Consider the following 22,356-nt stretch of genomic DNA (forward strand, 5'->3'; position numbering starts at 1 on the left):
TTTTACTGGCACAGTTTTGGAAAAACTGTGAAACTCCTCCCTAGGTGTGGGTGTCTGACCCACTAGAAGAACACAATGATAACAACTTGGATTAGGTACGTCGGTCACATGAAATTACCCGCCCTCAGCCCCCAAACGGTGATGAAACGTTTTTTTTCTGTATTTTTAATCGTATGCACGGTATTGGCACTTTCAAACAATGCCCTAGCAACCAAACCGTTGCCACCTACCGACGACGCAACACTCGATCTATTTCACGTTTCCGAGGAACCGGAATTTTTACGTGTTGACCAAGCCTACCAAGCCAAGGTCACAGAAACACCCAGTGGTATTCTTGTCGACTGGACAATTCACCCCGGCTACTACCTGTACCAACACCAATTTAAACTTGTTGCACAAAACGGTGAGACATCAGAAGAGATTTCATTCACATCCACACCCGGCAAAAAGAAATTTGATGAGTATTTTGGCAAAGAACTGGAAGTACACTATCAAAACCTTTTATTGACTGCCGATGTACCGCAACTAACAAAACCTTACGAAATTGTTGTGCGCTCTCAAGGGTGCGCCGATGCGGGTTTATGTTACCCACCCAGAAATCAATATTTTAAAATCAATACGACCGGGGATTTTTCCGAACAAGATAATGCCAGCTTTGCACTAACAGAAAAAAAAACAACGCAAAACCTTAACCCCACCCCCACGGAAGAACAACCACTATTAATTGTTGTTTTGCTCGGTGCACTACTGGGCGGCGTTATCTTAAATTTAATGCCCTGTGTGTTCCCGGTGCTATCCTTAAAGGCGCTTAGTTTTGCGTCTTCCAACCTAAATGAAAGCAAACAACATATTCATGGCTGGGCATACACACTGGGCGTTGTAGGCTCCTTCATGCTAGCAGCGGCATTTATTTTAGTTGCTCGCAATGCCGGCCAGGCACTCGGCTGGGGCTTTCAGTTGCAACAACCGAATTTTGTTGCTGTTATGGTGTACCTGTTTTTAATTATGGGCTTGAGCCTTTCCGGCTTATTGAATATCGGCACTCGCTTTATGGGTGCCGGCGACTCGTTGACCGCTGGCCACAATTATAAAGCATCATTTTTTACAGGTGTGTTGGCTGCTTTGGTTGCCAGCCCCTGCACCGCGCCTTTTATGGCCACCGCGTTGGGTTTTGCATTAACACAACCTGCTGGAATTTCGCTTACAGTGTTCGCTGCATTGGGGTTCGGCATGGCCCTTCCCTTTTTACTACTAAGCTATAGCCCTGCGCTCGCCCGATTTTTACCTAAGCCTGGGGCATGGATGGACAACCTAAAACAGTGCCTGGCATTCCCTCTGTACTTGACCAGCATATGGCTACTGTATGTTTTGGGTAACCAAGCGGGAATGTATTCAGCGGCATTACTTATGGCAGGTGGCGTCGCACTGGCATTTGCCGCTTGGCTTTCCAACATCCCCACTAGCACAACCAGTCGCACGCTGATCAAGCGAATTTTCATCCTACTCAGCTTGGCAGCAGCCATAATGACGATGCCATTTGCCACAGTGAAAGACGAAAGTCATTGGCAGACCTATAACGAAGAAAAACTGGAAACACTGCGTAATCAGGGAACAGCCGTATTTGTTAATTTAACCGCCGACTGGTGCATTACCTGCAAAATGAATGAACGACTGGCCATGACTGACGACTTTAAAGAAAAAGCCAAGGCCAATAGTATTATATTATTAAAAGGAGACTGGACTAACCCCGATCCGAAAATCACTGCACTATTAAAACGTCATGGTCGAAACGGTGTTCCACTCTATTTAATGTACCCGGCAAAGGCGAACGCAGAAGCTGAAGTGCTGCCACAAATACTCACTAAAAGCCTATTACTAGAGGCTATGAATAGAGCGAGTCAAAAATAATAACGCTCTCGCCGCCTCTTTCTTGAGGCGGCCCAAACAAAACCAAACACGTCGAATTCATTCTTTTCCAGAAAACTACCAACTCCCCCCAACTTCATAATTAAAATTAGTCGTGCAACTGTCAACTCTAGAAACATGCTCCACGGCTACGTAATACTTAAAGCCCTCGCAAGTAAAAACCGCTCTTAAATATCACACCCAAAAACCACAGCCTTCACCGAGCAGCAACAACAACATTGACTTTATCAGGTAAAAAATTAACAGAAATCCTCTCTCATCAGACATACGAAACAGTCAGAAATTAAAGAGAGGAATATTTTATTTATTTTTGGTAATTCCTTTAGCAACCCTTCACAAAACTACAGGCATAAAAAAAGCCCCGTTAAAACGGGGCTTTATATTTTCATCTAACTAAGTTAATTAAAACTTAGCTTGGACATATACACCAAAACGTCGGTCAGTTTTAAACTGGTTTCGGATGGTTCTATGGCCTTCCTGGTTAAGCTGGAGCTCAGTAGTAATAACTTCATCGGTAATGTTTGAAGCTTCCAAACCAACTTTGAAATTATCATTAATGTTATAAGCTAGGGAGGCATCAAGTTGTCCAGTATCAGTTGCATACACAGGAGCAAAGTGATCCGCATCTCTACGAGTTAGCAAGTACTCAGAACGCCAACTGTATGCTAGACGAGCAGAGATATCATATTTCTCGTACATTAACGCAAAGTTAAAGTTGTCATCTGAATATCCAGGTAGCCCCAGATCAGTAAAGGTTCTAAAGCTATTTCGGCCACCTTCACCACCAGAACCTTCACCAAACCCTTGCTTATCATTAATCCCAGATTGGTCAATATAAGTATAGTTTGCCGACACACCTAAACCGCTAAGTGCTCCCGGGAGGAAATCAAAGAACTGGCTATAGGCCATTTCGATCCCGCTAATATCCCCTCCATCAGTATTAATATCCTGCTGAAACGCAACAGTTTGCTCAACACCACTTTCAGGGTTAACCACTTTTTGATTGTAAAGTCGTTGTCGAATAATATTGTCTAGCTCTTTACGGAACAAACTTACAGTTAACGAACCCGCATCAGCAAAATACCACTCCGCAGTGACATCCATGCTCAAGGCCTCTTCAGGCTCGATATATGGATTCCCAGCCTCACCAGAGAATGAAATGCTATTAACAACACCTGGCCCGGACTGCGAATTATCATATTCCACACTCTTAGATAGTTTCTGATAGTTGCGGAAATTCCTAAAGATTGGCATATAGACATTTTCAGATATTGCCAAACGGGTTATAAAGTCATCAGTCCAAGAAACACTTAAGTTAAAGCTAGGCAGCACTTTAGTGTACTTATCGCCCTTAACCGTTGCTGGCTCAGTCTCCGCACTATTGGCGAAAGCATTTTCATCTGGGAAGTTTGCCGCGACATAATCCCCAATACTTTGATTAGATGCCTCATCCCAACCGAACGCGACTGGAAATAAAATTGCGCCTGTAGAGCTTACCTGCCATGAAATATATCTAGCACCAAAATTACCTTTAACAGGGAAGCGCACATCATCAAAGGAGAAACTACCCTGCAAATACAACTCCATACGATCTTCATTTGTTTCAGTAATTTCCGATTGGAGATACTTACCATCCACAACGTTATCACGCCCAGAAAGATCAGTAGCAGTATTACTGTATGGCATATCTTGCTCGAACTGTCTTAAGGTATCCGAGAAACCGCGAACCATATCCATTCTAGGAAACAGGAATGACTGATCACCATTTAACAATCCACCGCCATGAAAATCGTTAGCACTGAACGTGTAAGCTTCGAAATATTCAGGGTGGTATAGATAACTACCTTCAAATGGAAGCTCCCACCAAGTTCCCCATGGGTTATCCGCATCCGTTGTATCGGGATCCCACCAACCGGCCCAAGGCGCACTCACTTCACCCCAGTTCCAGTCGGAATCTTTTGCCGTCTGGGTTTTATCTGACAAATAAACGCCGGTTTTAAACTCAGAGAACCAAGAACCCTCAAACTCATACGTTAAATCAAACGTAAAGGCAGTTGAATTTGCTTCAATATTCTCCTCTTTATCCATGGAAGAATAAATGAAAGCTTGCTCTGGAAATGCTGGATTAACTGTGGCATCGGGATAACCGATGCTGGAGATATCACTCCCAGACAATTGAAATGTGGTTGAAGTAACAGCATTAAATACCGAACGATCATACTCAACATTGGTTGGCGCATACGTACCATTTGCATGCCAGCTATTTACAGGGCGCATTTGACTCGATAACGAGTAGTCAACAACATTGTTTTTCGATTCAATTCTTTGAACATCGAAATCAAGTGTCAGAGCGTCCTCAGGCTTAATTTTGATATGAAGACTAGTATCTTTAATATCAGTGTCAGTCTTTCTCCAACGAGTCTGCGCGTTCAACCACGTTGTGTACAGTTCTCCGCCCGTCATAAAGCCATCGCTATCGAACTGAGAATCGACAACTATAACTTCTGCTGGATCAACCTCATAACCACGTGTACCAGCCCAAATTACCCTCTCATCCCACTCAAGGCTTGCATCAGAATAAATATGCTCAAGAGTTAATTCGACTTTTTCACTCGGGTCTGCCCACTGTAATGAAGTTACAATACCTTTTCGTTCTCGAATGGAATCAGATGAACGAATTGTAGTACCAGAAGGAGCATAGAGCTTTTGCCCTTCGTAACCGGGAATTTCAGTCCCACCTGGCGCAAAATAATCAGTCTCGTTAGCCTCGGCACTACGCTCGTAGTAATTATCAATACCAGCACCATCACCACGATCTTTAAATTCCGAATCAGTCGCTCCGAACAGGAATCCGATTTTCCCGGCATCCCCCTCCCAAACATTGCTAAACATACCTGTTATGACTGGAGTCCATTCTTCACGATGATCCCCATAGGTTCCTTTCAAGCTTGCAAATATAACTTGCTCGTCACTATCAAAAGGCTTTCGCGTGACAAGGTTTACTGTACCCGCTACACCACCTGCAATTAAATCCGCGGTCTGATTCTTAACAACCTCTACACTACCTAGTAGTTCTGCAGGAATATCAGAGTATCCTAGACCGCCGCCATATGCCCCTGCACTAAATGCGTCTCGTCCGTTAATTTCACTTCTGACACGCTGCAAACCACGAACGATTACACCGGAACCCTCCGAGGAAAAATGGTTTGGATCTTCCGCACTTGAAAAGCGATCCATTGTTACACCAGGGATCCGCTGCAATGCCTCTGTCACCGATTTATCAGGTAATGCTCCAATATCTGAGGCCGTAATCACGTCCTTAACCGTGCTCGCCTCTCTTTTTAAATCCTGAGAGGACATGATACTGCCCCTCAGGCCATAGACGATTACCTCTTCATCTATCACGCCATTATTTACGGCTTCTTCTTGAGCGTAGGCAAATGAAGTCGCCATACTTGCTGCTGCGGCACTAACTGCCAGGCCGAGCAACCTTCGTTTGAATTGAACAGACATTTTACAGCCCCCTATATAGTAGCTTTTTTGTTTTTGAAAGTTCAGTGTATAAAAAATATCTTATTATTAAGTAGTACTTTTCAGGCACATATATGTACGTATCCACCAGCATTACCTAAAGTAACCACTTTTAAATCAGTACCATGAGTACTGCTACAACATCAATAGTTTGCGTGACCTATTTCACGAGTTGCGATGGTATTTGTTCTTATTTAAAAACCATTTTTTTACAGCAATCTCTTCTATACCCACTAAGAGTAGTACATTTCCGCTATATCCAAACAACAGTTCGAATAGATTTTGTTTGCATCCCATCACTTCATGTAACGTTTCAACCTAGTCCACTTATTTCATACTGATGAAGGGAAACGAGAGCCAGCGAAACCTCAAGTGCACCGTTTATCCGCCAATAAAATCTTAAGTGTTGAAATAAATACATCCATTGTGTATATATAAAGACTACACCCAAACAACCAAAAGCTCCAGTATATTTGAGCCTACGAACTTCAGACGAGTGGTGATCAACATGACAGCGGCGAGTAAACCCTTCCGGGAAAAGGTGCTTCCATCGACCAATTCTTCTTGGCGCTTCTGGCGTTATGAAGGCACATCCATCCCATTTAACTGGCATTACCACCCGGAATACGAAATAACATTAACGCTCAACAGCCATGGCCACAGATATGTTGGCGACTGTATAGAGCAATATGAAGAGCTTGATCTGGTGTTTGTGGGACCTAACCTACCGCACACTTGGTGTAGCCATCATTCTCTTGATGGGCAAACCCAACCAGTCTATGTTGCCCAAATTCCAGCCAGCTGGCTTGAGTCAATGACTGATACCATGCCAGAGTTTGAGGGCGTCCGGCATCTATTGGCACTATCCAAACGCGGTGTAAAATTCAGCTACGGCAAAGCCAAGGAAGTCCTCAATATCTTTGACAGCATGCATACCGCCGACCCCATGAAACGATTTATCGGCCTCATGGAAGTGCTTAAATGCATGCTTGAGGAAGAGAACCCAGTCACCCTATCAAGCAGTAGCTTCAGCTTCACCCTGAAAAACGACATAGCTAACGACAAGATCGAAAAGGTTATTCAATACATCCACGACCATTACACAGAGAACCTAACGGCCGATCAGCTCGCAGACGTTGCTCACATGAGCACAAACCACTTTCACAGGTTTATTAAGCAAAGAACGGAACAAACCTTCACCGAACTAGTAAACCAACTTAGAGTAGGTAAAGCCTGTTCACTGCTAATTAACAGTGACCTTCCCATTTCAACAATCAGTGATTTGAGCGGCTTCAATAACACGTCGAACTTCAACCGCAGGTTCCTACAGTTCAAAAAATGTACCCCAAGCCAGTTCCGCAAAGCATTTTCAGGAAAAATGAGCAGAAAAGCAGCATATGCCGTGTAATTTAGCACCAAGCTGATCCGAACTTCGGCAATTGAGTTCGGATCTTCGCTAAATTTCGCAAAGCCATCCAATTTACATAGACAGCGCCATTTAAAAGAGGCACAATCGGCCTCATCTGGCAATTTTCATGCAGTTTGTGGAAGTTCGCCGAATTTCACTGATAAATGCGAATCATTAAATCAGCAAGGCGGTTGGCAATGGCGACGATCCTAGTTTTACATGGGCCGAACCTAAACCTTTTAGGTACCCGCGAACCAGAAATATACGGCTCAGATACTCTGAGCGGCATCAATCAGGCATTAACCATTCAAGCAAAGGACGCTGGCCATCATCTTATGGCCTTGCAGAGCAATGCCGAGTATGAACTCATTGATCGAATTCATGATGCAAAACTGGAAGCGGTTAATTTCATTATCATCAACCCCGCCGCGTTTACACACACCAGTGTTGCGATTCGGGATGCCTTAGCTGCAACTGAAATTCCATTTATCGAATGTCACTTATCTAACGTTCACGCACGTGAAGAGTTCAGGAAGCATTCCTACTTTTCAGACCTTGCTCAAGGCGTGATCTGTGGCTTCGGAGCGCAAAGTTACACCCTGGCTTTACAAGCAGCCATTCATTTTATAGACAAACAAAACGGCTGAGTTTGCAAAGAAAAGCAACATGCAACCCAGCGCTACACAATTAAATCGAGTCATATCGTTTAAGAATACTGTAATCGAGAGGATCTAATGGACATTCGTAAAATTAAAAAACTGATAGAGTTGTTAGAAGAATCCAATGTCGAAGAGCTTGAGATAAAAGAAGGCGAAGAATCTGTTCGCATTAGCCGGGGATCTAAAGGTTCGGCTCAAGCCGTCCAAACTCTTGTTCAACCTGCTGCAGCCCCTGCACCCGCTCCTGTTGCCGCACCCGTTGCTGCACCAGAAGCCCCTGCCCCGGCAGAACCAACGGGCCATCAGGTTAAGTCACCCATGGTGGGAACATTCTACCGCTCACCTAATCCTGGCTCGCCCGCATTTATTGAAGTCGGCTCCAAGGTAAAAGCTGGCGATGTTATCTGCATCGTGGAAGCAATGAAAATGATGAACCAAATCGAAGCTGACAAATCCGGTATCGTTGAAGCGATCCTTCTGGAAGACGGTGAACCCGTAGAGTTTGACCAACCATTGGTTGTTATCGCCTAACCCCAGAAGAGGAACGCACTATGTTCGAAAAAGTTCTCATCGCCAACCGAGGTGAGATCGCCCTTCGAGTTCTCCGAGCCTGTAAAGAACTTGATATCAGAACCGTCGCCGTTTACTCCACGGCCGACCGCGATCTCAAACACGTATTACTCGCAGACGAGTCAGTTTGCATCGGTCCAAATTCATCGCTGGAAAGCTACCTCAACATCCCTGCGATTATCGCAGCGATGGAAGTAACAGATTCTGTCGCTGTTCACCCGGGTTATGGTTTTCTGGCAGAAAACGCTGACTTTGCTGAGCAAGTTCAAAAAAGTGGCTTTCACTTTATCGGCCCAGACCCCAACGTCATTCGTATGATGGGGGATAAAGTTGCCGCAATTGATGCAATGAAAAAAGCTGGCGTGCCCACCGTACCAGGCTCAGATGGCCCGTTACCGGATGACAGAGAATACTGCCATAAAATGGGTAACGAAATTGGCTACCCTGTCATCATTAAAGCTGCCGCAGGCGGTGGCGGCCGCGGTATGCGTGTTGTTCATACAGAGTCTGCTCTTTGGAGTTCCATTCAGGTGACTAAATCGGAAGCAAAAGCCGCTTTTGGTGACGACACCGTATACATGGAGAAGTATTTGCAAAACCCGCGTCACGTGGAGGTGCAAATTATCTCTGATGGCCAGGGAAACACCGTGCACCTGTTCGATCGAGACTGCTCATTGCAACGTCGACATCAAAAGGTTCTGGAAGAAGCTCCAGCACCTCACATCGACCCGGAAGCTCGCGAGCAAGTATTCCAATCTTGTGTGAACGCCTGTAACGAAATTGGCTATAAGGGCGCAGGAACATTCGAGTTCTTGTATGAAGACGGAAAATTCTTCTTTATCGAAATGAATACCCGTATTCAGGTTGAACACCCAGTGAGCGAAATGATTACTGGCGTGGATTTAATTCGAGAGCAAATCCGCGTTTGTGCAGGTCAAAAACTCAGCCTTAAACAGGAAGAAATCAAATGTAACGGCCACGCTTTCGAATGCCGTATCAACGCAGAAGATCCAAAGTCATTCCTGCCCTCTCCAGGAAAGGTTGAGAAATTCCATGCTCCTGGTGGCTTGGGTGTACGCGTCGATTCACATTTATATGGTGGCTACAGCGTACCGCCCTACTACGACTCCATGATTGCCAAAATCATTACTCACGGTGAAGATCGCACTACAGCATTAAAGCGTATGGAAATTGCATTGGACGAACTAGTGGTAACGGGAATTAAAACCAACACGCCGCTACAAAAAGAATTGGTTCGTGACAAGGCGTTTGCTGAAGGCGGTGTCAACATTCATTACCTTGAGAAAAAACTTGGCCTTTCATAAATTAGAAGGCTCTTTGTTCACTATCCCCCGGAAACTGCGCCTGTTTAAGGCGCAGTGTTGTTTTTATGGCATGGCTACAACTACGAGTTAATTGCTCACGCGAATCCGCCCCAAATTGCGAAAAAGTCCTAGAGACCTGTAACGCGCTAGCCGTTACTCTGGAAGACAACGCGAACCAGCCCATATTCGAACCCGAATTAGGCGAAACACCACTTTGGCAGGAGACTCGTGTCACAGGGCTATTTCATGCAGACATGGACACCGATGCGCTATTAAAAAAAGTAGCGGATGAACTAAAACTGCCTATTGATAATCTGCACTGGCATATCCTGGAAGACAAAGACTGGGAACGGGAATGGATGCAACACTATCACCCCATTCAATGCAGCAACCAATTTTGGATATGCCCCAGCTGGACTGCACCTCCAGACCCTAACGCCTGCAATTTATTACTCGACCCAGGCTTGGCATTTGGCACAGGCACACATCCCACTACTTTTTTGTGCTTACAGTGGATTGCAGAGCAAGCAGAGCAAAACCCTGACTACTACCAACAAAAGGTAATCATTGATTACGGATGTGGCTCGGGCATTCTAGGTATTGCCACCCTGTTACTCGGAGCACCATTGGTTTCAGGCGTCGACATTGATCCGCAAGCACTCATCGCAACACGGGAAAATGTAAAGCGGAACAATATTGAACAGGAACACTTTCCCGTTTTCCTGCCCAACAAGTTCAATAGTCCATTAGCAGATATCTTATTGGCCAACATTCTCGCCGGCCCTCTCGTTGAACTCGCTCCAACATTCGCCAGCCACCTGAAAGCAGGCGGAAAGCTGTGCTTGTCAGGCATACTGACAACACAAAAAGAGGCTATTGTTGAAGCCTATAACGAAGCATTTGTTATAGACGAAACACGCGAGAAAGATGGCTGGATTTGCGTTCTGGCAACAAAAAAATAAGAATGCACCATAATTTGGTTACAATGACATAAGAAGCGTGACGTAGCACGCTGTCACAGACCGATAGATAACCGCTAAAATAGCTGGTTAACAATAACAGAATTTGCGTTTTAACTGTCCTAGGAAGTATTTTACAGACACAATGTCAAGCTCAATTACTCGCTGCCCGAAATGCTCTACCTGTTTCCGAATTAGCGATTCCCACCTGAATCTTGCTAAGGGGTCGGTGCGTTGCGGATCCTGCTTACATGTATTTAACGCAAAAGAACACCTGGTCAAATCCAAAACAGCTCAACCAGAACCTCAACCCTCGAATGCAGCAGATCCTGATGACGATCTGCTAATCAGTGATGACATGGAAATCTCGGATACTCAAGAGGGAGACGGCCTTGGAGAAAAGTTCAACACAGACTTCAACGATAACATTCTCTACAGCAGCAATATCAGCAAGCAGGAAACAAATCTGTTTGAACGAGAATTCAAAGACAATGATGATGATGACGAACTGCAATCCGATGAGTCTTGGGCGCTGGATTTATTGAACAATCCAGACAAAGACGAGACGCAATTAAGGAAACAACAAGTTGACGCTGAAGAAGAAGCAGACCATTTCGATGATGAAGATGCTTATGAAGAGCACGAGGAAATAGAAGAAGAGCCTCAACACTACCAGAGACAACACATCACTTCCGCCTTCCAAATAATAGAAGAGCAGGAAGAGACCGACGAAGAGATTCGCAAAGTGTTGTTTGGGGACGACGACCCGGACTTTACGTCCAGGCAGCAAAACGACATTTCAGAGATCACCTATCCAAGCAACCCAGGGGACAGAATGCCCCCGAGTAAAAATACAGTGTATCTGGACTTCGAACCCGAGCCGGTGGAGATGGCATGGAAAACCCACAACCCACTATGGGATTCGAAAGCACTTTGGGGAAGCCTTTCTCTACTTGCAGGACTTATCATCCTGACCCAGATAGCCTGGCTAAAGTTCGATACCCTAAGTCGTGTATCCCCCTATCGAGCCTATTACCAAACCGTCTGCTCTGTTATCGGCTGCCAGTTACCCGAACTTATTGATTTATCGCGTATCAGAACGGCAAACCTAGTAGTCAGAAGTCATCCCTCGGTACCCGGTGCCTTGATCGTCGATACCGTTCTGCAAAACACTGCCGACTTTCCCCAACCCTTCCCCACTCTGGACTTAATCTTCACAGATTTAAACAACCAGACTGTTGCAGCCAGGCGCTTTGCCCCCGAAGAGTATCTCGGCGGCGAGATGGCAGGCAAAAAGCTTATGCCAAGCAAACAACCTGTCCATATTGCCATTGAAATTGCGGATCCTGGACAATCCGCAGTTAGCTACCGCCTCACAGTTGCCCACTGATAACGCTATACCCAACGGGTAGGCAAAACACTTTCAGCGCCAACCGTTCGGGTTTTTGATCCAGATTGCAGCACTTTGCGATTCCTCACCATCAAGACGCATTTTTAACCAAACTGGTCAAATTATGTGTTTTCATTCGATCCGAAGAGGAGTATCATTCCCAACCCTTCGTGAGGGATCGAAAAGTCACTTTTCCGCGACAAAATCACGCATCAATTTGTTATGATGCGCGCCGCTCACGAAGCGCAGCCTAACTGCAGACAAATCAAGCAGGCAATTCTTTTGGGGGAGAGTCGTTTGTTTTCCATAGGACCGTACAAAATTGCTAGTCGCGTACTTCTGGCCCCCATGGCCGGAGTAACTGACGCGCCTTTTCGCAAGATTTGTCAAAATTTTGGAGCTGGGCTAACCACATCGGAGATGGTTACAAGCAACACCCAGCTTTGGCAAAGCGACAAAAGTCGTACGCGCTTAAGCCGTATACCAGGCAGTGATAAAACCCCTTTTAGCGTGCAAATCGCCGGAAGTGACCCTTCCATGATGGCCGATGCTGCACAACAAAGCGTTGAACAGGGGGCAGATATCATCGATATCAATATGGGTTGCCCGGCGAAAAAAGTGTGTAAAAAACTCGCAGGTTCAGCATTACTTGCAAATGAAAGCTTAGTGGAAGATATATTGTCGACCGTAGTCAAAAGCGTTAATGTTCCCGTGACACTGAAAACACGCACAGGAACTTCGCAAGAACACAAAAATGCAACGCGAATTGCTGCTATTGCAGAAAATGCGGGCATTCAGGCAATCGCACTGCACGGAAGAACCCGCTCCTGTCGTTTTAAAGGCGAAGCAGAATACGATACTATTGCCGCCGTAGTCAGAGAAGTATCAATCCCGGTTATCGCAAACGGCGATATAGACTCCCCCGCAAAAGCCAGAGACGTTCTTGATTACACCAAAGCCTCGGCAATAATGGTCGGCAGAAAATCATTGGGAAATCCCTGGATTTTTCAGCAGATAAACGCCTTTTTAAACTCAGGCGAATTGCCCGCCATGCCCACAGTAGCAGAAAAGAAAAAAATTATTTTGCAACATTTACGCGGCCTTCACGCTTTTTACGGTGAGTATCAAGGCGTAAGAATTGCGAGAAAACACTTTGGCTGGTATTGCGAAAACATCCCGAATACCAAACCCCTAGTGAAGGAATTTAACACTTTAGAAACATCTAAATCACAAACTAATGCCGTTTACGAATTTTTTGAACGGTTTCATATTTACGAGGAAAAAGCAGCATGAACACAGCGGATACGCTTATCAAGGATAACTCTCACGGATTCTCAAGCCAACAGCAACAACCTGCTGAAGAGGCACAAAGCTCGCAGCCGTCACTGCGAGACAGCGTAGAAACGGCTGTAAACAACTATTTCCAACACCTTGATGGCCAAGAAGTAACGGATGTTTACGACATGGTTCTCGCAGAAGTTGAAACACCGCTTTTGGAAGTAGTTATGAAGTATACCCGTCACAACCAAACTAAAGCCGCACAGGTGCTTGGTTTAAATCGTGGCACATTGCGCAAAAAGCTAAAGCAATACGGCCTACTTTAATCTATTCGTCGCCAACATACATATTGTTCCGCGGCTAAGAATTAACGGGGGAACTGCAAGGTTCCCTTTTTTGTTTTGTTATACACCACAGGAATTAACTCCCCATGACAACCTCGACGGATTTCGTCAAAGTTAAGCGAGCTCTCATTAGCGTATCCGACAAAACCGGTATTGTGGAATTTGCTCAGGCCCTTCAACAAGAAGGCATTGAAATATTATCAACTGGCGGCACCTATCGCCTGCTAACAGAAAACAATATCAAAGCCACCGAAATTTCTGAGTACACCGAATTTCCAGAAATGATGAGTGGCCGGGTAAAAACACTTCACCCCAAAGTTCACGGCGGCATATTGGGACGTCGTGGTATCGATAATGAGGTAATGGCAGAACACGGCATTCTTGATATCGACATGGTAGTTGTAAACCTGTATCCATTTGAGCAGACCGTTGCCAACCCTGATTGCGACCTGCCAACAGCGATAGAAAATATTGATATCGGCGGCCCAACAATGGTTCGTGCCGCGGCAAAAAATTATAAAGATGTCGCCATCGTGGTGAACACCACAAGCTACGCTGATATTATTGCTGAATTGCAAATGAATAAATGCGCGCTGTCATTAAGCACTCGTTTCGATTTATCAGTAAAAGCGTTTGAACACACCGCAGCATACGATGGTGCCATTGCCAACTACCTGGGCAGTAAAACCAAAGAAACGGACAAAAAGTTTCCTCGCACATTCAACACCCAATTCGTCAAAGCACAGACCATGCGCTATGGTGAAAATCCGCATCAGGACGCAGCATTCTACGTTGAAAAAAACACCAAAGAAGCCAGTATTGCAACGGCGTTGCAGTTACAAGGCAAAGAGCTTTCGTATAACAACGTTGCCGATACGGATGCTGCATTAGAAACGGTAAAACAATTTACTCGTCCGGCTTGCGTCATTGTCAAACATGCCAACCCCTGTGGCGTTGCTGTTGCTGACTCGCTCCTCGAAGCTTACGAAAAAGCATTTGCAACTGACCCTGAATCAGCATTCGGAGGCATTATTGCTTTTAATGGCGAATTGGATGAAGCTACGGCTTCAGCAATAATCGAAAAACAATTTGTTGAAGTGATTATTGCTCCCCGAGTTAGCCCACAAGCATCCGAAGCAGTTAAAGCGAAGAAAAATGTTCGCTTGTTGGAATGCGGCGACTGGTCACCGGAACCGACCTCGGCATGGGACTTTAAACGTGTAACCGGCGGCTTGCTTGTTCAAGACCGAGACATTGGTGTCATCACCGAAGCAGACTTAAAAGTTGTCACCAAGCGAAAACCTTCTGAAGACGAAATCCGCGATTTACTCTTCTCTTGGAAAGTAGCCAAAATGGTTAAATCCAATGCCATTGTTTACGCAAAAAACAGCCAAACAATTGGTGTTGGTGCTGGACAGATGAGTCGAGTGAACTCCGCTCGTATCGCAGCCATTAAAGCGGAACATGCCGGACTGCAAGTTGAAGGCGCCGTTATGGCTTCCGATGCATTTTTCCCATTCCGTGATGGTATTGATAACGCAGCAGCGGTAGGCATTAAAGCGATCATTCAACCTGGCGGTTCGATGCGTGATGAGGAAACGATTGCAGCGGCGGATGAGCATGGGATTGCGATGGTCTTTACTTCTATGCGCCATTTCCGTCACTAGATAATTGTCTTTATTGCCCCTGCTGGCGTTGCTTATCAACTTCCGGTGCTCATTTGCCTCAAGCAAACTGCGCGCCGGATTTTCCAAGCGCCTAACCAGGGGCAAAAATACAAATTATCAAAAAACATTAATAAATGTTAGGTGCTGAATTTTCCGATTTACCAGATAAAAAATTCTCACCTTCCGATAAAAATAGTATTTAGGTTGAAGGTCATTTTTTGCCATCAACATTAGCTTTCTTGGAAATTAGGAATTTTTTCCGAATGCAAGGCAGCACTGCACGGAGAACCGCAACGTACACACAGTACGTGAGGATTCGAGTACAGCGCTAACGCCGCAGTTGGACAAAATAACAATTTCCCTCCCGCTAGGAGAGAAATATGAACATACTTATAATCGGCGGCGGCGGAAGAGAACACGCCCTAGCCTGGAAAGCAGCTCAAAACAGCAATGTAGAAAAAGTCTATGTTGCACCCGGCAACGCGGGCACTGCACGTGATGCAAAGCTGGAAAACGTCGACATCGACGTAATGGAATTCGATAAACTTGTCGAATTCGCCAAAGAAAAAAAAATTGAACTTACTATTGTTGGCCCGGAAGCACCACTAGTCGATGGCGTTGTTGATTTATTCCAAACAAACGGCCTGGCATGCTTTGGCCCAAGCAAAGGCGCAGCTCAATTAGAAGGATCTAAATCTTTCACTAAAGATTTCCTTGCCCGCCACAATATTCCCACGGCTGAATACCAAACATTTACCGAAGAAGATGAAGCCCTTGCCTACCTCAAAGAAAAAGGTGCACCAATTGTTGTAAAAGCCGACGGACTTGCAGCAGGTAAAGGCGTTATTGTGGCTGAAGATTTAAAAACAGCTGAAGACGCAGTCAAAGATATGCTTTCCGGTAACGCTTTCGGCGAAGCCGGTTGTCGTGTGGTCATCGAAGAATTTTTAACAGGTGAAGAAGCCAGCTTTATTGTGATTGCCGATGGAAAAAATGTTTTACCAATGGCAACCAGTCAGGATCATAAACGTGCAGGCGATGGTGATACCGGCCTCAACACAGGCGGCATGGGCGCATACTCACCAGCCCCCGTTGTTACCGACGAAGTTTACGCGCGAGTTATGGATGAAGTGATCATGCCAACCATTCGAGGTATGGAAGCGGAAGGGAATACCTATACCGGCTTTTTGTATGCCGGCTTGATGATTACCGAAGACGGCACACCAAAAGTCATCGAATACAATTGCCGTTTTGGTGACCCTGAAACACAACCGATTATGATGCGTTTAAAATCTGATTTGGTTGAACTCTGTCAGGCAGCACTCAACGGCTCCCTCGAAGGTAAATCAACCGAATGGGACGAAAGAAAATCTGTCGGCGTTGTACTCGCGGCTGGCGGCTACCCAGGTGATTATGAAAAAGGAAAAGTGATATCCGGTTTAGAAAATGCGGACTCTGATATCGCCAAAGTTTTTCATGCAGGAACAAAAATAGTAGACGGCCAAGTCGTTACCAATGGTGGTCGAGTATTATGCGCAACCGCTTTGGGTAACACGGTGACGGAAGCGCAAAAGAACGCATATGACCAAGCCAATAAAATAACCTGGGATGGTGTGTATAAACGCAATGATATTGCTTATCGGGCTATAGCCAGAGAAAAATAATTAAGTAAAGGCTCCATAAAGGAGCCTTTTTTTGTTTTTTTAATTTTATTGTGCTGTAACCGGGCAAACTCCGATTTCATCCCAAGCCATATCCCAATATATACCGGAACATGGTGAGTATGCCCAAGCGGCATCGGATGAACACCACCCTGCAATTTTACAACGGTAAATTTTACCATCACAGACAACTAGCTCATCCTGCGCAATAGCCAAGCCAGGCGAGTAAACCGGATATCCCAAACATGGATTAGATTCCATCACAGGAATCCTCTTAAATCTCGAAACGCTATTTCCTGAATCATCTGTAACCTTCAACGTTACCCAGTAGTCTCCCACTGTATCGAATACGTGAGTAACTTGCTGCCCCATTACTGAAATACCGCCAGGGAATAACCATTCGAAGGTTTGAATAGTTCCATCAGGATCAAAGCTTCCGACACTGTCAAAGACTATCGGTTGATTAATATAGCCAACATCAACAGAGTTGAAGGATACAATGGGTTTAGCATCAGTTGGGCAGGAAGGACCACCGCCACCGCCACCGCCATTCATGTCTGAACAGCTTACCGATCCAGAATAACGCATCTGCTGAATTTCTAAACCAGTTGACGTCCCATCACTAACAAGACGCAAATCAACGCTTCCCGTGGGCATCGAGAAATACAAAGTTTGTGACAATCCTGCAGTATGAGGGAATTTCACGTTATGCAACTCAGAACCGCTATCAAACACTTTGAGATGTTTTTCTACACCACTGTTATTGGTATAGGTAATACTCAGGCCTGCACTCATACTCAAACCAGGGCACATACCAACTACATGGGCATCGCCAAAATAAGCTGAAGAAGAAACACCTTCTGGGAAAGTTAATACCCCAGCCGTATTTGTTGCATCACTCCAACCACATAAATCATTACCATTGAAGTCATTTGAAAAGGAATGGCTAAACCCTCCCGAAGATCCACCACTCGAAGATCCACCTGTAGAAGATCCACCTGTCGAAGAACCACTTGTCGATGATGTGCTGCTGGTAGAAGAAGCTGTCCCCGAAGAGGACGTACTTCCAGTACTTGAGGTAGACGACGCCCCCCCGGTACTCGAAGTGGAAGATGTTGTGGTCGTGGAGGACGAACTGGAGCTGGAAGAGATTCCGCTACACGTATCCACTAACTGCCAAACGTCCCATTCTTTCGAATTGGTAAGTGGATCCTGACTTTGGTTCCACCATTTAGCCTGATATGCGCTGAACTCACGAATAACTTTATCACCACTAACGTACACATCAGAGCTCTGCCATTCTTCAAGTGATGAGCAATCATAGGCGCCAGCCATGTTAACGTGAGAGAGAACAAGGAGTGCAATACCAGCCTGGAATGCATTTAAGGTATTCAACCTCAATTTTTTTTTCATAGTAAAATCCTTTATTTAAACATTATTTTTATTTTCCAATTCTTACCTCGAAATGGCTGATTAAATTTATCACACCCACTCCGTTTTAAATGCAATTCTGGATGACGTTTTTGTAGTCAGAGATAACAAAAAACAAACAATTGTCTAAACCATCAATTATTAGGGCTCAAAAAAAGTCCTTTTGGCATAATTAGAAATTACGTTATACAAATCAACGAATTCATAAAACAATTATTGGGTTTTTCGCTTGGTGTTATAACGTAAATATGAAGGGTTTTGCGCACAAACAAGAACAATTATCATTACCCCGCAACAAGAAAAAACCTTAAGAAAATCAAGACTTTTGGTTTCCTTCTTTATCGGCAAATCAAGTCAAAGCCCTTTGATCTACAACATGGAGGTCCTACCCCAAAACGTCTACATTTACCCTAACCTTGAGGGTAGCTTCTCAAGTTGCAACTAACCCCTTTTTTCTGCGGAGGAAAACGAATGTCTCAAGCCGCTACTGCCAAGTCCAACCGCTGGCCAGCCAGGATGGATGTGGCGCAGAGTGTTACCGGCCTTATTCTCGGTCTATTTATGTGGGCGCATATGTTCATGGTATCCAGCATCTTACTGGGTAAAGATGCCATGTTCTTTGTCGCTAGAATGTTTGAAGGTGAACCTTTGTTCGGCAAGCCAATTCCAGCGCTTGTTAGTGGTTTTGCCTGTTTTATTCTTGCGCTTATTGCGATCCACGCTATTTGTGCCCTTCGCAAATTCCCAGGTAGCTACCACCAATACCAAACGCTTCATAAGCACATCGGTGACTTAAAGCACAGCGACACAACGCTTTGGTATGTTCAGGTTATCACTGGGTTCTTACTGTTTTTTATGGCGTCAGTGCACCTTTATCAGTTGATTATGCACCCAGCCGACATCGGCCCTTATGCCTCATCAGACCGTGTTTGGGGCGGCATGTGGCCACTGTATTTAATTTTGCTATTCGTAGTAGAACTCCATGCAGGTATCGGTTTGTACCGGGTTGCCATCAAGTGGGGTCTATTTATGGGTAAAAACCCCAAGGCAAACCGTAAACGATTGTCTGTTATGAAGTGGACGCTCACAGTGTTCTTTTTGACATTGGGCCTACTGACTTTAGGCGCATACATGAAGATTGGTATGGAACACGCGGATAGAGCCGGTGAAAGATATGTTCCCACCTATCACAGCACTGACATTAACCCAGCAGAAGCCACTCACTAGGAGCGAAATACAATGCAAGTAATTTATTCTGATGCTCTTGTTATCGGCGGTGGTCTGGCAGGTCTGCGTGCCGCCATCGGTATGAAGCGTCGCGGTCATGATCCAATTGTTTTAAGCCTTGTACCACCTAAGCGTTCTCACTCCGCAGCCGCGCAAGGGGGCATGCAAGCAAGTTTAGGTAACACCATCAAAGGGGAAGGGGATAACGAAGATGTCCACTTCCAAGATACTGTACGCGGTTCTGACTGGGGTGCCGACCAAGACGTAGCAAGAATGTTTGTTAACACTGCACCAAAAGCGATTCGTGAACTTGCCGCCTGGGGTGTGCCCTGGGGTCGTGTTCGCGGCGGTGACCACGAAAGTGTTATCGATGGAAAAAAAGTAACTCTGACCGAAAAGAAAGAAGCGCACGGCTTAATCGCTGCACGTAACTTCGGTGGCACCCAAAAATGGCGTACCTGTTATGTATCAGATGGTACTGGTCACTCCATGCTCTATACCATGAGCAACCAAGCCATCGCAGAAAATATTCCCGTCGTTGAACGCGCAGAAGCAATTTCATTAATTCACGACGGCGAGCGTTGCCACGGTGCCATCGTCCGCTGCTTGATTACCGGCGAACTCACAGCCTATGTAGCCAAAGCAACCTGTATTGCGACTGGTGGTTTTGGTCGAATTTACCGAACCAGTACCAACGCCGTAATTAACGAAGGTATTGGCGCTGCAATTGCCCTCGAAACCGGGATTGCAAAACTCGGTAACATGGAAGCAGTGCAATTCCACCCAACCGGTATTTTCCCAGCAGGTATCCTAGTAACTGAAGGTTGTCGTGGTGACGGTGGTCTATTGCTCGACAATAAAGAACATCGCTTTATGCCCGACTACGAGCCAGAGAAAAAAGAACTGGCTTCCCGTGACGTTGTATCTCGCTGTATGGAAACCCATATCGCACGCGGTAATGGCGTTCAGTCTCGCTTTGGTGAGCATTTGTGGTTGGATATCCGTCTTCTGGGTAAAAAACACATCGAAGGCAAGCTACGTGAAGTAAAAGAAATTTGTGAATACTTCCTTGGTGTCGACCCAATTAAACAGTTAATTCCTGTTCGTCCTGCTCAGCACTATTCAATGGGTGGCGTAAGAACCGACTACACTGGCCAGTCTCCAACATTGAAAGGTCTGTTTTCCGCTGGTGAATCCGCATGCTGGGATATGCACGGCTTTAACCGCCTGGGTGGTAACTCTGTGGCAGAAACAGCGGTTGCAGGTATGATCGTGGGTGAAACCATGTCTGAATACCTTGAGTCCGACGCTGGTGACATTAAAGTATCAACAGCATTGGTTAAAGATTTCTTAACCAAGCAGGAAAAAGAGCTGGCCGGATACGCTAACTCTAAAGGTAATCGCAACCCATTCCACGTTATCCGTGAAATGCAGGAGACCATGTCAAAAGACGTGGCGATTTTCCGTAGCGAAGACCGTTTGAACGCTGCAATCGAAAAACTGACTGAACTTCAACGTCAGGTTGCAGATATCAAAGTAAACAGCTCTGCAAAAGGTGCGAACCCTGAACTTATGGCGGCATATCGTGCGCCTAAGATGTTAAAACTGGCTCTATGTGTTGCCCAAGGTGCGCTACAACGTACTGAAAGCCGTGGCGCGCACTTCCGTGAGGATTACCCTCTACGTGACGATGCTAACTGGTTAAACCGTACTCTTGCTTCCTGGAAAGAAGGCGACGAACTTCCAAGCCTTGAGTATGAACAGCTAGATGTGAAAACCATGGAGTACCCACCCGCATGGCGTGGCTACGGTGCAAAAGAATGGAAAGAGCATCCAGAGACAGCAGCACGTCAAGCCGAAGTGGACGCGGTCAAAGAAAAACTCAGCGACCGTTTTGCAATCCAAAATGAACTTATGCCCTACGAGCACAAGCTACCCGAACTTTTACGTAGCCGAAATGAGCGTTTAGGCGAAAAAGAAGGGCAATAAGAGGAGTCCGTTAATGAGTAATACAATTCCTGCAAAAAATGTTGAAGTCGCAAGAAAGTTAAAATTCAATATTTATCGCCATAACCCTAAGGATGAGAACAGTAAGCCCTTTTTTCAGACTTACGAAATTGACGAAGCGGATTCCATGACGTTATTCATCGCGTTAAGCGAAATTCGCGAAAACCTGGATCCAACAGTACAGTTTGACTTTGTATGTCGCGCGGGTATTTGTGGTAGCTGTGCAATGCTAGTGAATGGCCGTCCAAAACTGGCTTGTCGTACACTAACCAAAGACCTCCCTTCAGAAGTGACTCTTGCTCCTCTACCCGGCTTTGAGCTAATTGGGGACCTTTCTGTGAACACCGGTAAATGGATGCGTAACATGTCCGAGCATCTAGAAACCTGGATTCACAATAAGGAAAAAGAGAACTTCAACGTAATTGAAGAGCGAATGGATCCAGATAAGGCAGAGGAAATCTACGAGCTTGAGCGTTGTGTTGAATGTGGCTGCTGTATTGCGGCATGCGGAACAGCTCAAATGCGTAATGACTTTGTTGGCGCTGTCGGCATCAACCAGCTTGCACGCTTCAGTATCGACCCAAGAGACGACCGGGACGATGCCAAGTTCTATGAAGTACTTGGAACTGACGAGGGTGTATTTGGTTGTATGACACTGCTTGGTTGTGACGATATGTGTCCGAAGGAATTGCCTTTGGCTCAACAAATCGCTTACATGCGCAGAAAAATGGCTAAAGCCGAAGTGTAATCTGCCATTTTATTCAAATAGAAGCCCGGCCTAGCGCCGGGTTTTTTTATGTCCGACACAGAAAAATACAACCCGTATAAGCCAAATCTATACCATAGTAATAGCCCCTTTCACTCACAGCACTCATTACGAAACTGATCAAAATACCACCTATATAAGACATACTTGTTTTATTTTTCACTCACCTTAGCCATGCTAATTTTTAATGACCACATTATTGTTGTA

16 protein-coding genes are annotated in these 22,356 nt (G+C 45.4%); 14 read left to right on the forward strand and 2 right to left on the reverse strand.

Features of this window, described 5'->3' with window-relative positions:
• The first annotated feature begins 108 nt into the window (after positions 1-108).
• Positions 109-1,908, forward strand: a complete 1,800-nt coding sequence (locus tag P5V12_RS16425) for a protein-disulfide reductase DsbD (RefSeq protein WP_316954176.1) — start codon at positions 109-111, stop codon at positions 1,906-1,908.
• 420 nt (positions 1,909-2,328) lie between these two features.
• Here the strand turns inward: P5V12_RS16425 and P5V12_RS16430 are convergent, their stop codons facing one another.
• A complete protein-coding gene (locus P5V12_RS16430; RefSeq protein WP_316954177.1) occupies positions 2,329-5,439 on the reverse strand; it encodes a TonB-dependent receptor in 3,111 nt (1,036 codons plus the stop codon).
• Positions 5,440-5,965: 526 nt separating this feature from the next.
• Between P5V12_RS16430 and P5V12_RS16435 the strand changes: the two genes are divergently transcribed.
• The 10 genes from P5V12_RS16435 (at position 5,966) to purD (ending at position 16,721) form a co-directional block, all read left to right on the forward strand.
• Positions 5,966-6,865, forward strand: coding sequence for an AraC family transcriptional regulator (locus P5V12_RS16435; RefSeq protein ID WP_316954178.1), 900 nt, complete (start codon positions 5,966-5,968; stop codon positions 6,863-6,865).
• A gap of 197 nt (positions 6,866-7,062) precedes the next feature.
• Entirely contained in the window at positions 7,063-7,512 is a 450-nt protein-coding gene (gene aroQ / locus P5V12_RS16440; protein WP_316954179.1) for a type II 3-dehydroquinate dehydratase, read from the forward strand.
• 87 nt (positions 7,513-7,599) lie between these two features.
• The gene (gene accB / locus P5V12_RS16445; RefSeq protein ID WP_316954180.1) at positions 7,600-8,055 is read left to right on the forward strand and encodes an acetyl-CoA carboxylase biotin carboxyl carrier protein; all 456 of its coding nucleotides are present in this window, start codon (positions 7,600-7,602) and stop codon (positions 8,053-8,055) included.
• 20 nt (positions 8,056-8,075) lie between these two features.
• The gene (accC, locus tag P5V12_RS16450) at positions 8,076-9,419 is read left to right on the forward strand and encodes an acetyl-CoA carboxylase biotin carboxylase subunit (RefSeq protein ID WP_316954181.1); all 1,344 of its coding nucleotides are present in this window, start codon (positions 8,076-8,078) and stop codon (positions 9,417-9,419) included.
• A 65-nt stretch (positions 9,420-9,484) separates the two neighbouring features.
• A complete protein-coding gene (gene prmA / locus P5V12_RS16455) occupies positions 9,485-10,381 on the forward strand; it encodes a 50S ribosomal protein L11 methyltransferase (protein ID WP_316954182.1) in 897 nt (298 codons plus the stop codon).
• Positions 10,382-10,523: 142 nt separating this feature from the next.
• Entirely contained in the window at positions 10,524-11,768 is a 1,245-nt protein-coding gene (locus P5V12_RS16460) for a DUF3426 domain-containing protein (RefSeq protein WP_316954183.1), read from the forward strand.
• Positions 11,769-12,065: 297 nt separating this feature from the next.
• Complete coding sequence (gene dusB, locus P5V12_RS16465; protein WP_316954184.1) at positions 12,066-13,061, forward strand: tRNA dihydrouridine synthase DusB; 996 nt, start codon at positions 12,066-12,068, stop codon at positions 13,059-13,061.
• Positions 13,058-13,372 (forward strand): DNA-binding transcriptional regulator Fis, encoded by a 315-nt coding sequence (fis, locus tag P5V12_RS16470; protein WP_410483299.1) that lies wholly within the window; start codon positions 13,058-13,060, stop codon positions 13,370-13,372. Before dusB ends, fis begins: the two co-directional genes overlap by 4 nt.
• Positions 13,373-13,476: 104 nt before the next feature.
• Positions 13,477-15,057 carry a bifunctional phosphoribosylaminoimidazolecarboxamide formyltransferase/IMP cyclohydrolase gene (purH, locus tag P5V12_RS16475; protein WP_316954185.1) on the forward strand — a complete coding sequence of 527 codons (1,581 nt, stop codon included), beginning with the start codon at positions 13,477-13,479 and terminating at the stop codon, positions 15,055-15,057.
• 380 nt (positions 15,058-15,437) lie between these two features.
• A complete protein-coding gene (purD, locus tag P5V12_RS16480; protein WP_316954186.1) occupies positions 15,438-16,721 on the forward strand; it encodes a phosphoribosylamine--glycine ligase in 1,284 nt (427 codons plus the stop codon).
• 45 nt (positions 16,722-16,766) lie between these two features.
• Here purD and P5V12_RS16485 read toward each other — a convergent pair whose 3' ends face one another.
• Positions 16,767-18,131 carry a PKD domain-containing protein gene (locus P5V12_RS16485; RefSeq protein WP_316954187.1) on the reverse strand — a complete coding sequence of 455 codons (1,365 nt, stop codon included), beginning with the start codon at positions 18,129-18,131 and terminating at the stop codon, positions 16,767-16,769.
• Between the two features lie 489 nt (positions 18,132-18,620).
• Between P5V12_RS16485 and P5V12_RS16490 the strand changes: the two genes are divergently transcribed.
• Genes P5V12_RS16490 through P5V12_RS16500 form a run of 3 tightly spaced genes read left to right on the forward strand, consistent with a single transcriptional unit; the run spans position 18,621 to position 22,131 of the window.
• Positions 18,621-19,376, forward strand: a complete 756-nt coding sequence (locus P5V12_RS16490; RefSeq protein WP_316954188.1) for a fumarate reductase cytochrome b subunit — start codon at positions 18,621-18,623, stop codon at positions 19,374-19,376.
• Between the two features lie 12 nt (positions 19,377-19,388).
• The gene (locus P5V12_RS16495; RefSeq protein ID WP_316954189.1) at positions 19,389-21,365 is read left to right on the forward strand and encodes a fumarate reductase flavoprotein subunit; all 1,977 of its coding nucleotides are present in this window, start codon (positions 19,389-19,391) and stop codon (positions 21,363-21,365) included.
• A gap of 13 nt (positions 21,366-21,378) precedes the next feature.
• On the forward strand, positions 21,379-22,131 hold the full coding sequence (locus P5V12_RS16500) for a fumarate reductase iron-sulfur subunit (RefSeq protein WP_316954190.1): 753 nt from the start codon (positions 21,379-21,381) through the stop codon (positions 22,129-22,131).
• Positions 22,132-22,356: the final 225 nt, after the last annotated feature.

Origin of the sequence: Teredinibacter sp. KSP-S5-2 (genome assembly GCF_032773895.1) — a bacterium.
Taxonomy (GTDB): domain Bacteria; phylum Pseudomonadota; class Gammaproteobacteria; order Pseudomonadales; family Cellvibrionaceae.

Excerpts from the sequence above, each read along its gene's own strand:
- P5V12_RS16425 (WP_316954176.1), top strand. The coding sequence starts at position 109 with ATGAAATTACCCGCCCTCAGCCCCCAAACGGTGATGAAACGTTTTTTT.
- P5V12_RS16430 (WP_316954177.1), bottom strand. The coding sequence starts at position 5,439 with ATGTCTGTTCAATTCAAACGAAGGTTGCTCGGCCTGGCAGTTAGTGCC.
- P5V12_RS16435 (WP_316954178.1), top strand. The coding sequence starts at position 5,966 with ATGACAGCGGCGAGTAAACCCTTCCGGGAAAAGGTGCTTCCATCGACC.
- aroQ (WP_316954179.1), top strand. The coding sequence starts at position 7,063 with ATGGCGACGATCCTAGTTTTACATGGGCCGAACCTAAACCTTTTAGGT.
- accB (WP_316954180.1), top strand. The coding sequence starts at position 7,600 with ATGGACATTCGTAAAATTAAAAAACTGATAGAGTTGTTAGAAGAATCC.
- accC (WP_316954181.1), top strand. The coding sequence starts at position 8,076 with ATGTTCGAAAAAGTTCTCATCGCCAACCGAGGTGAGATCGCCCTTCGA.
- prmA (WP_316954182.1), top strand. The coding sequence starts at position 9,485 with ATGGCATGGCTACAACTACGAGTTAATTGCTCACGCGAATCCGCCCCA.
- P5V12_RS16460 (WP_316954183.1), top strand. The coding sequence starts at position 10,524 with ATGTCAAGCTCAATTACTCGCTGCCCGAAATGCTCTACCTGTTTCCGA.
- fis (WP_410483299.1), top strand. The coding sequence starts at position 13,058 with ATGAACACAGCGGATACGCTTATCAAGGATAACTCTCACGGATTCTCA.
- purH (WP_316954185.1), top strand. The coding sequence starts at position 13,477 with ATGACAACCTCGACGGATTTCGTCAAAGTTAAGCGAGCTCTCATTAGC.
- purD (WP_316954186.1), top strand. The coding sequence starts at position 15,438 with ATGAACATACTTATAATCGGCGGCGGCGGAAGAGAACACGCCCTAGCC.
- P5V12_RS16485 (WP_316954187.1), bottom strand. The coding sequence starts at position 18,131 with ATGAAAAAAAAATTGAGGTTGAATACCTTAAATGCATTCCAGGCTGGT.
- P5V12_RS16490 (WP_316954188.1), top strand. The coding sequence starts at position 18,621 with ATGTCTCAAGCCGCTACTGCCAAGTCCAACCGCTGGCCAGCCAGGATG.
- P5V12_RS16495 (WP_316954189.1), top strand. The coding sequence starts at position 19,389 with ATGCAAGTAATTTATTCTGATGCTCTTGTTATCGGCGGTGGTCTGGCA.
- P5V12_RS16500 (WP_316954190.1), top strand. The coding sequence starts at position 21,379 with ATGAGTAATACAATTCCTGCAAAAAATGTTGAAGTCGCAAGAAAGTTA.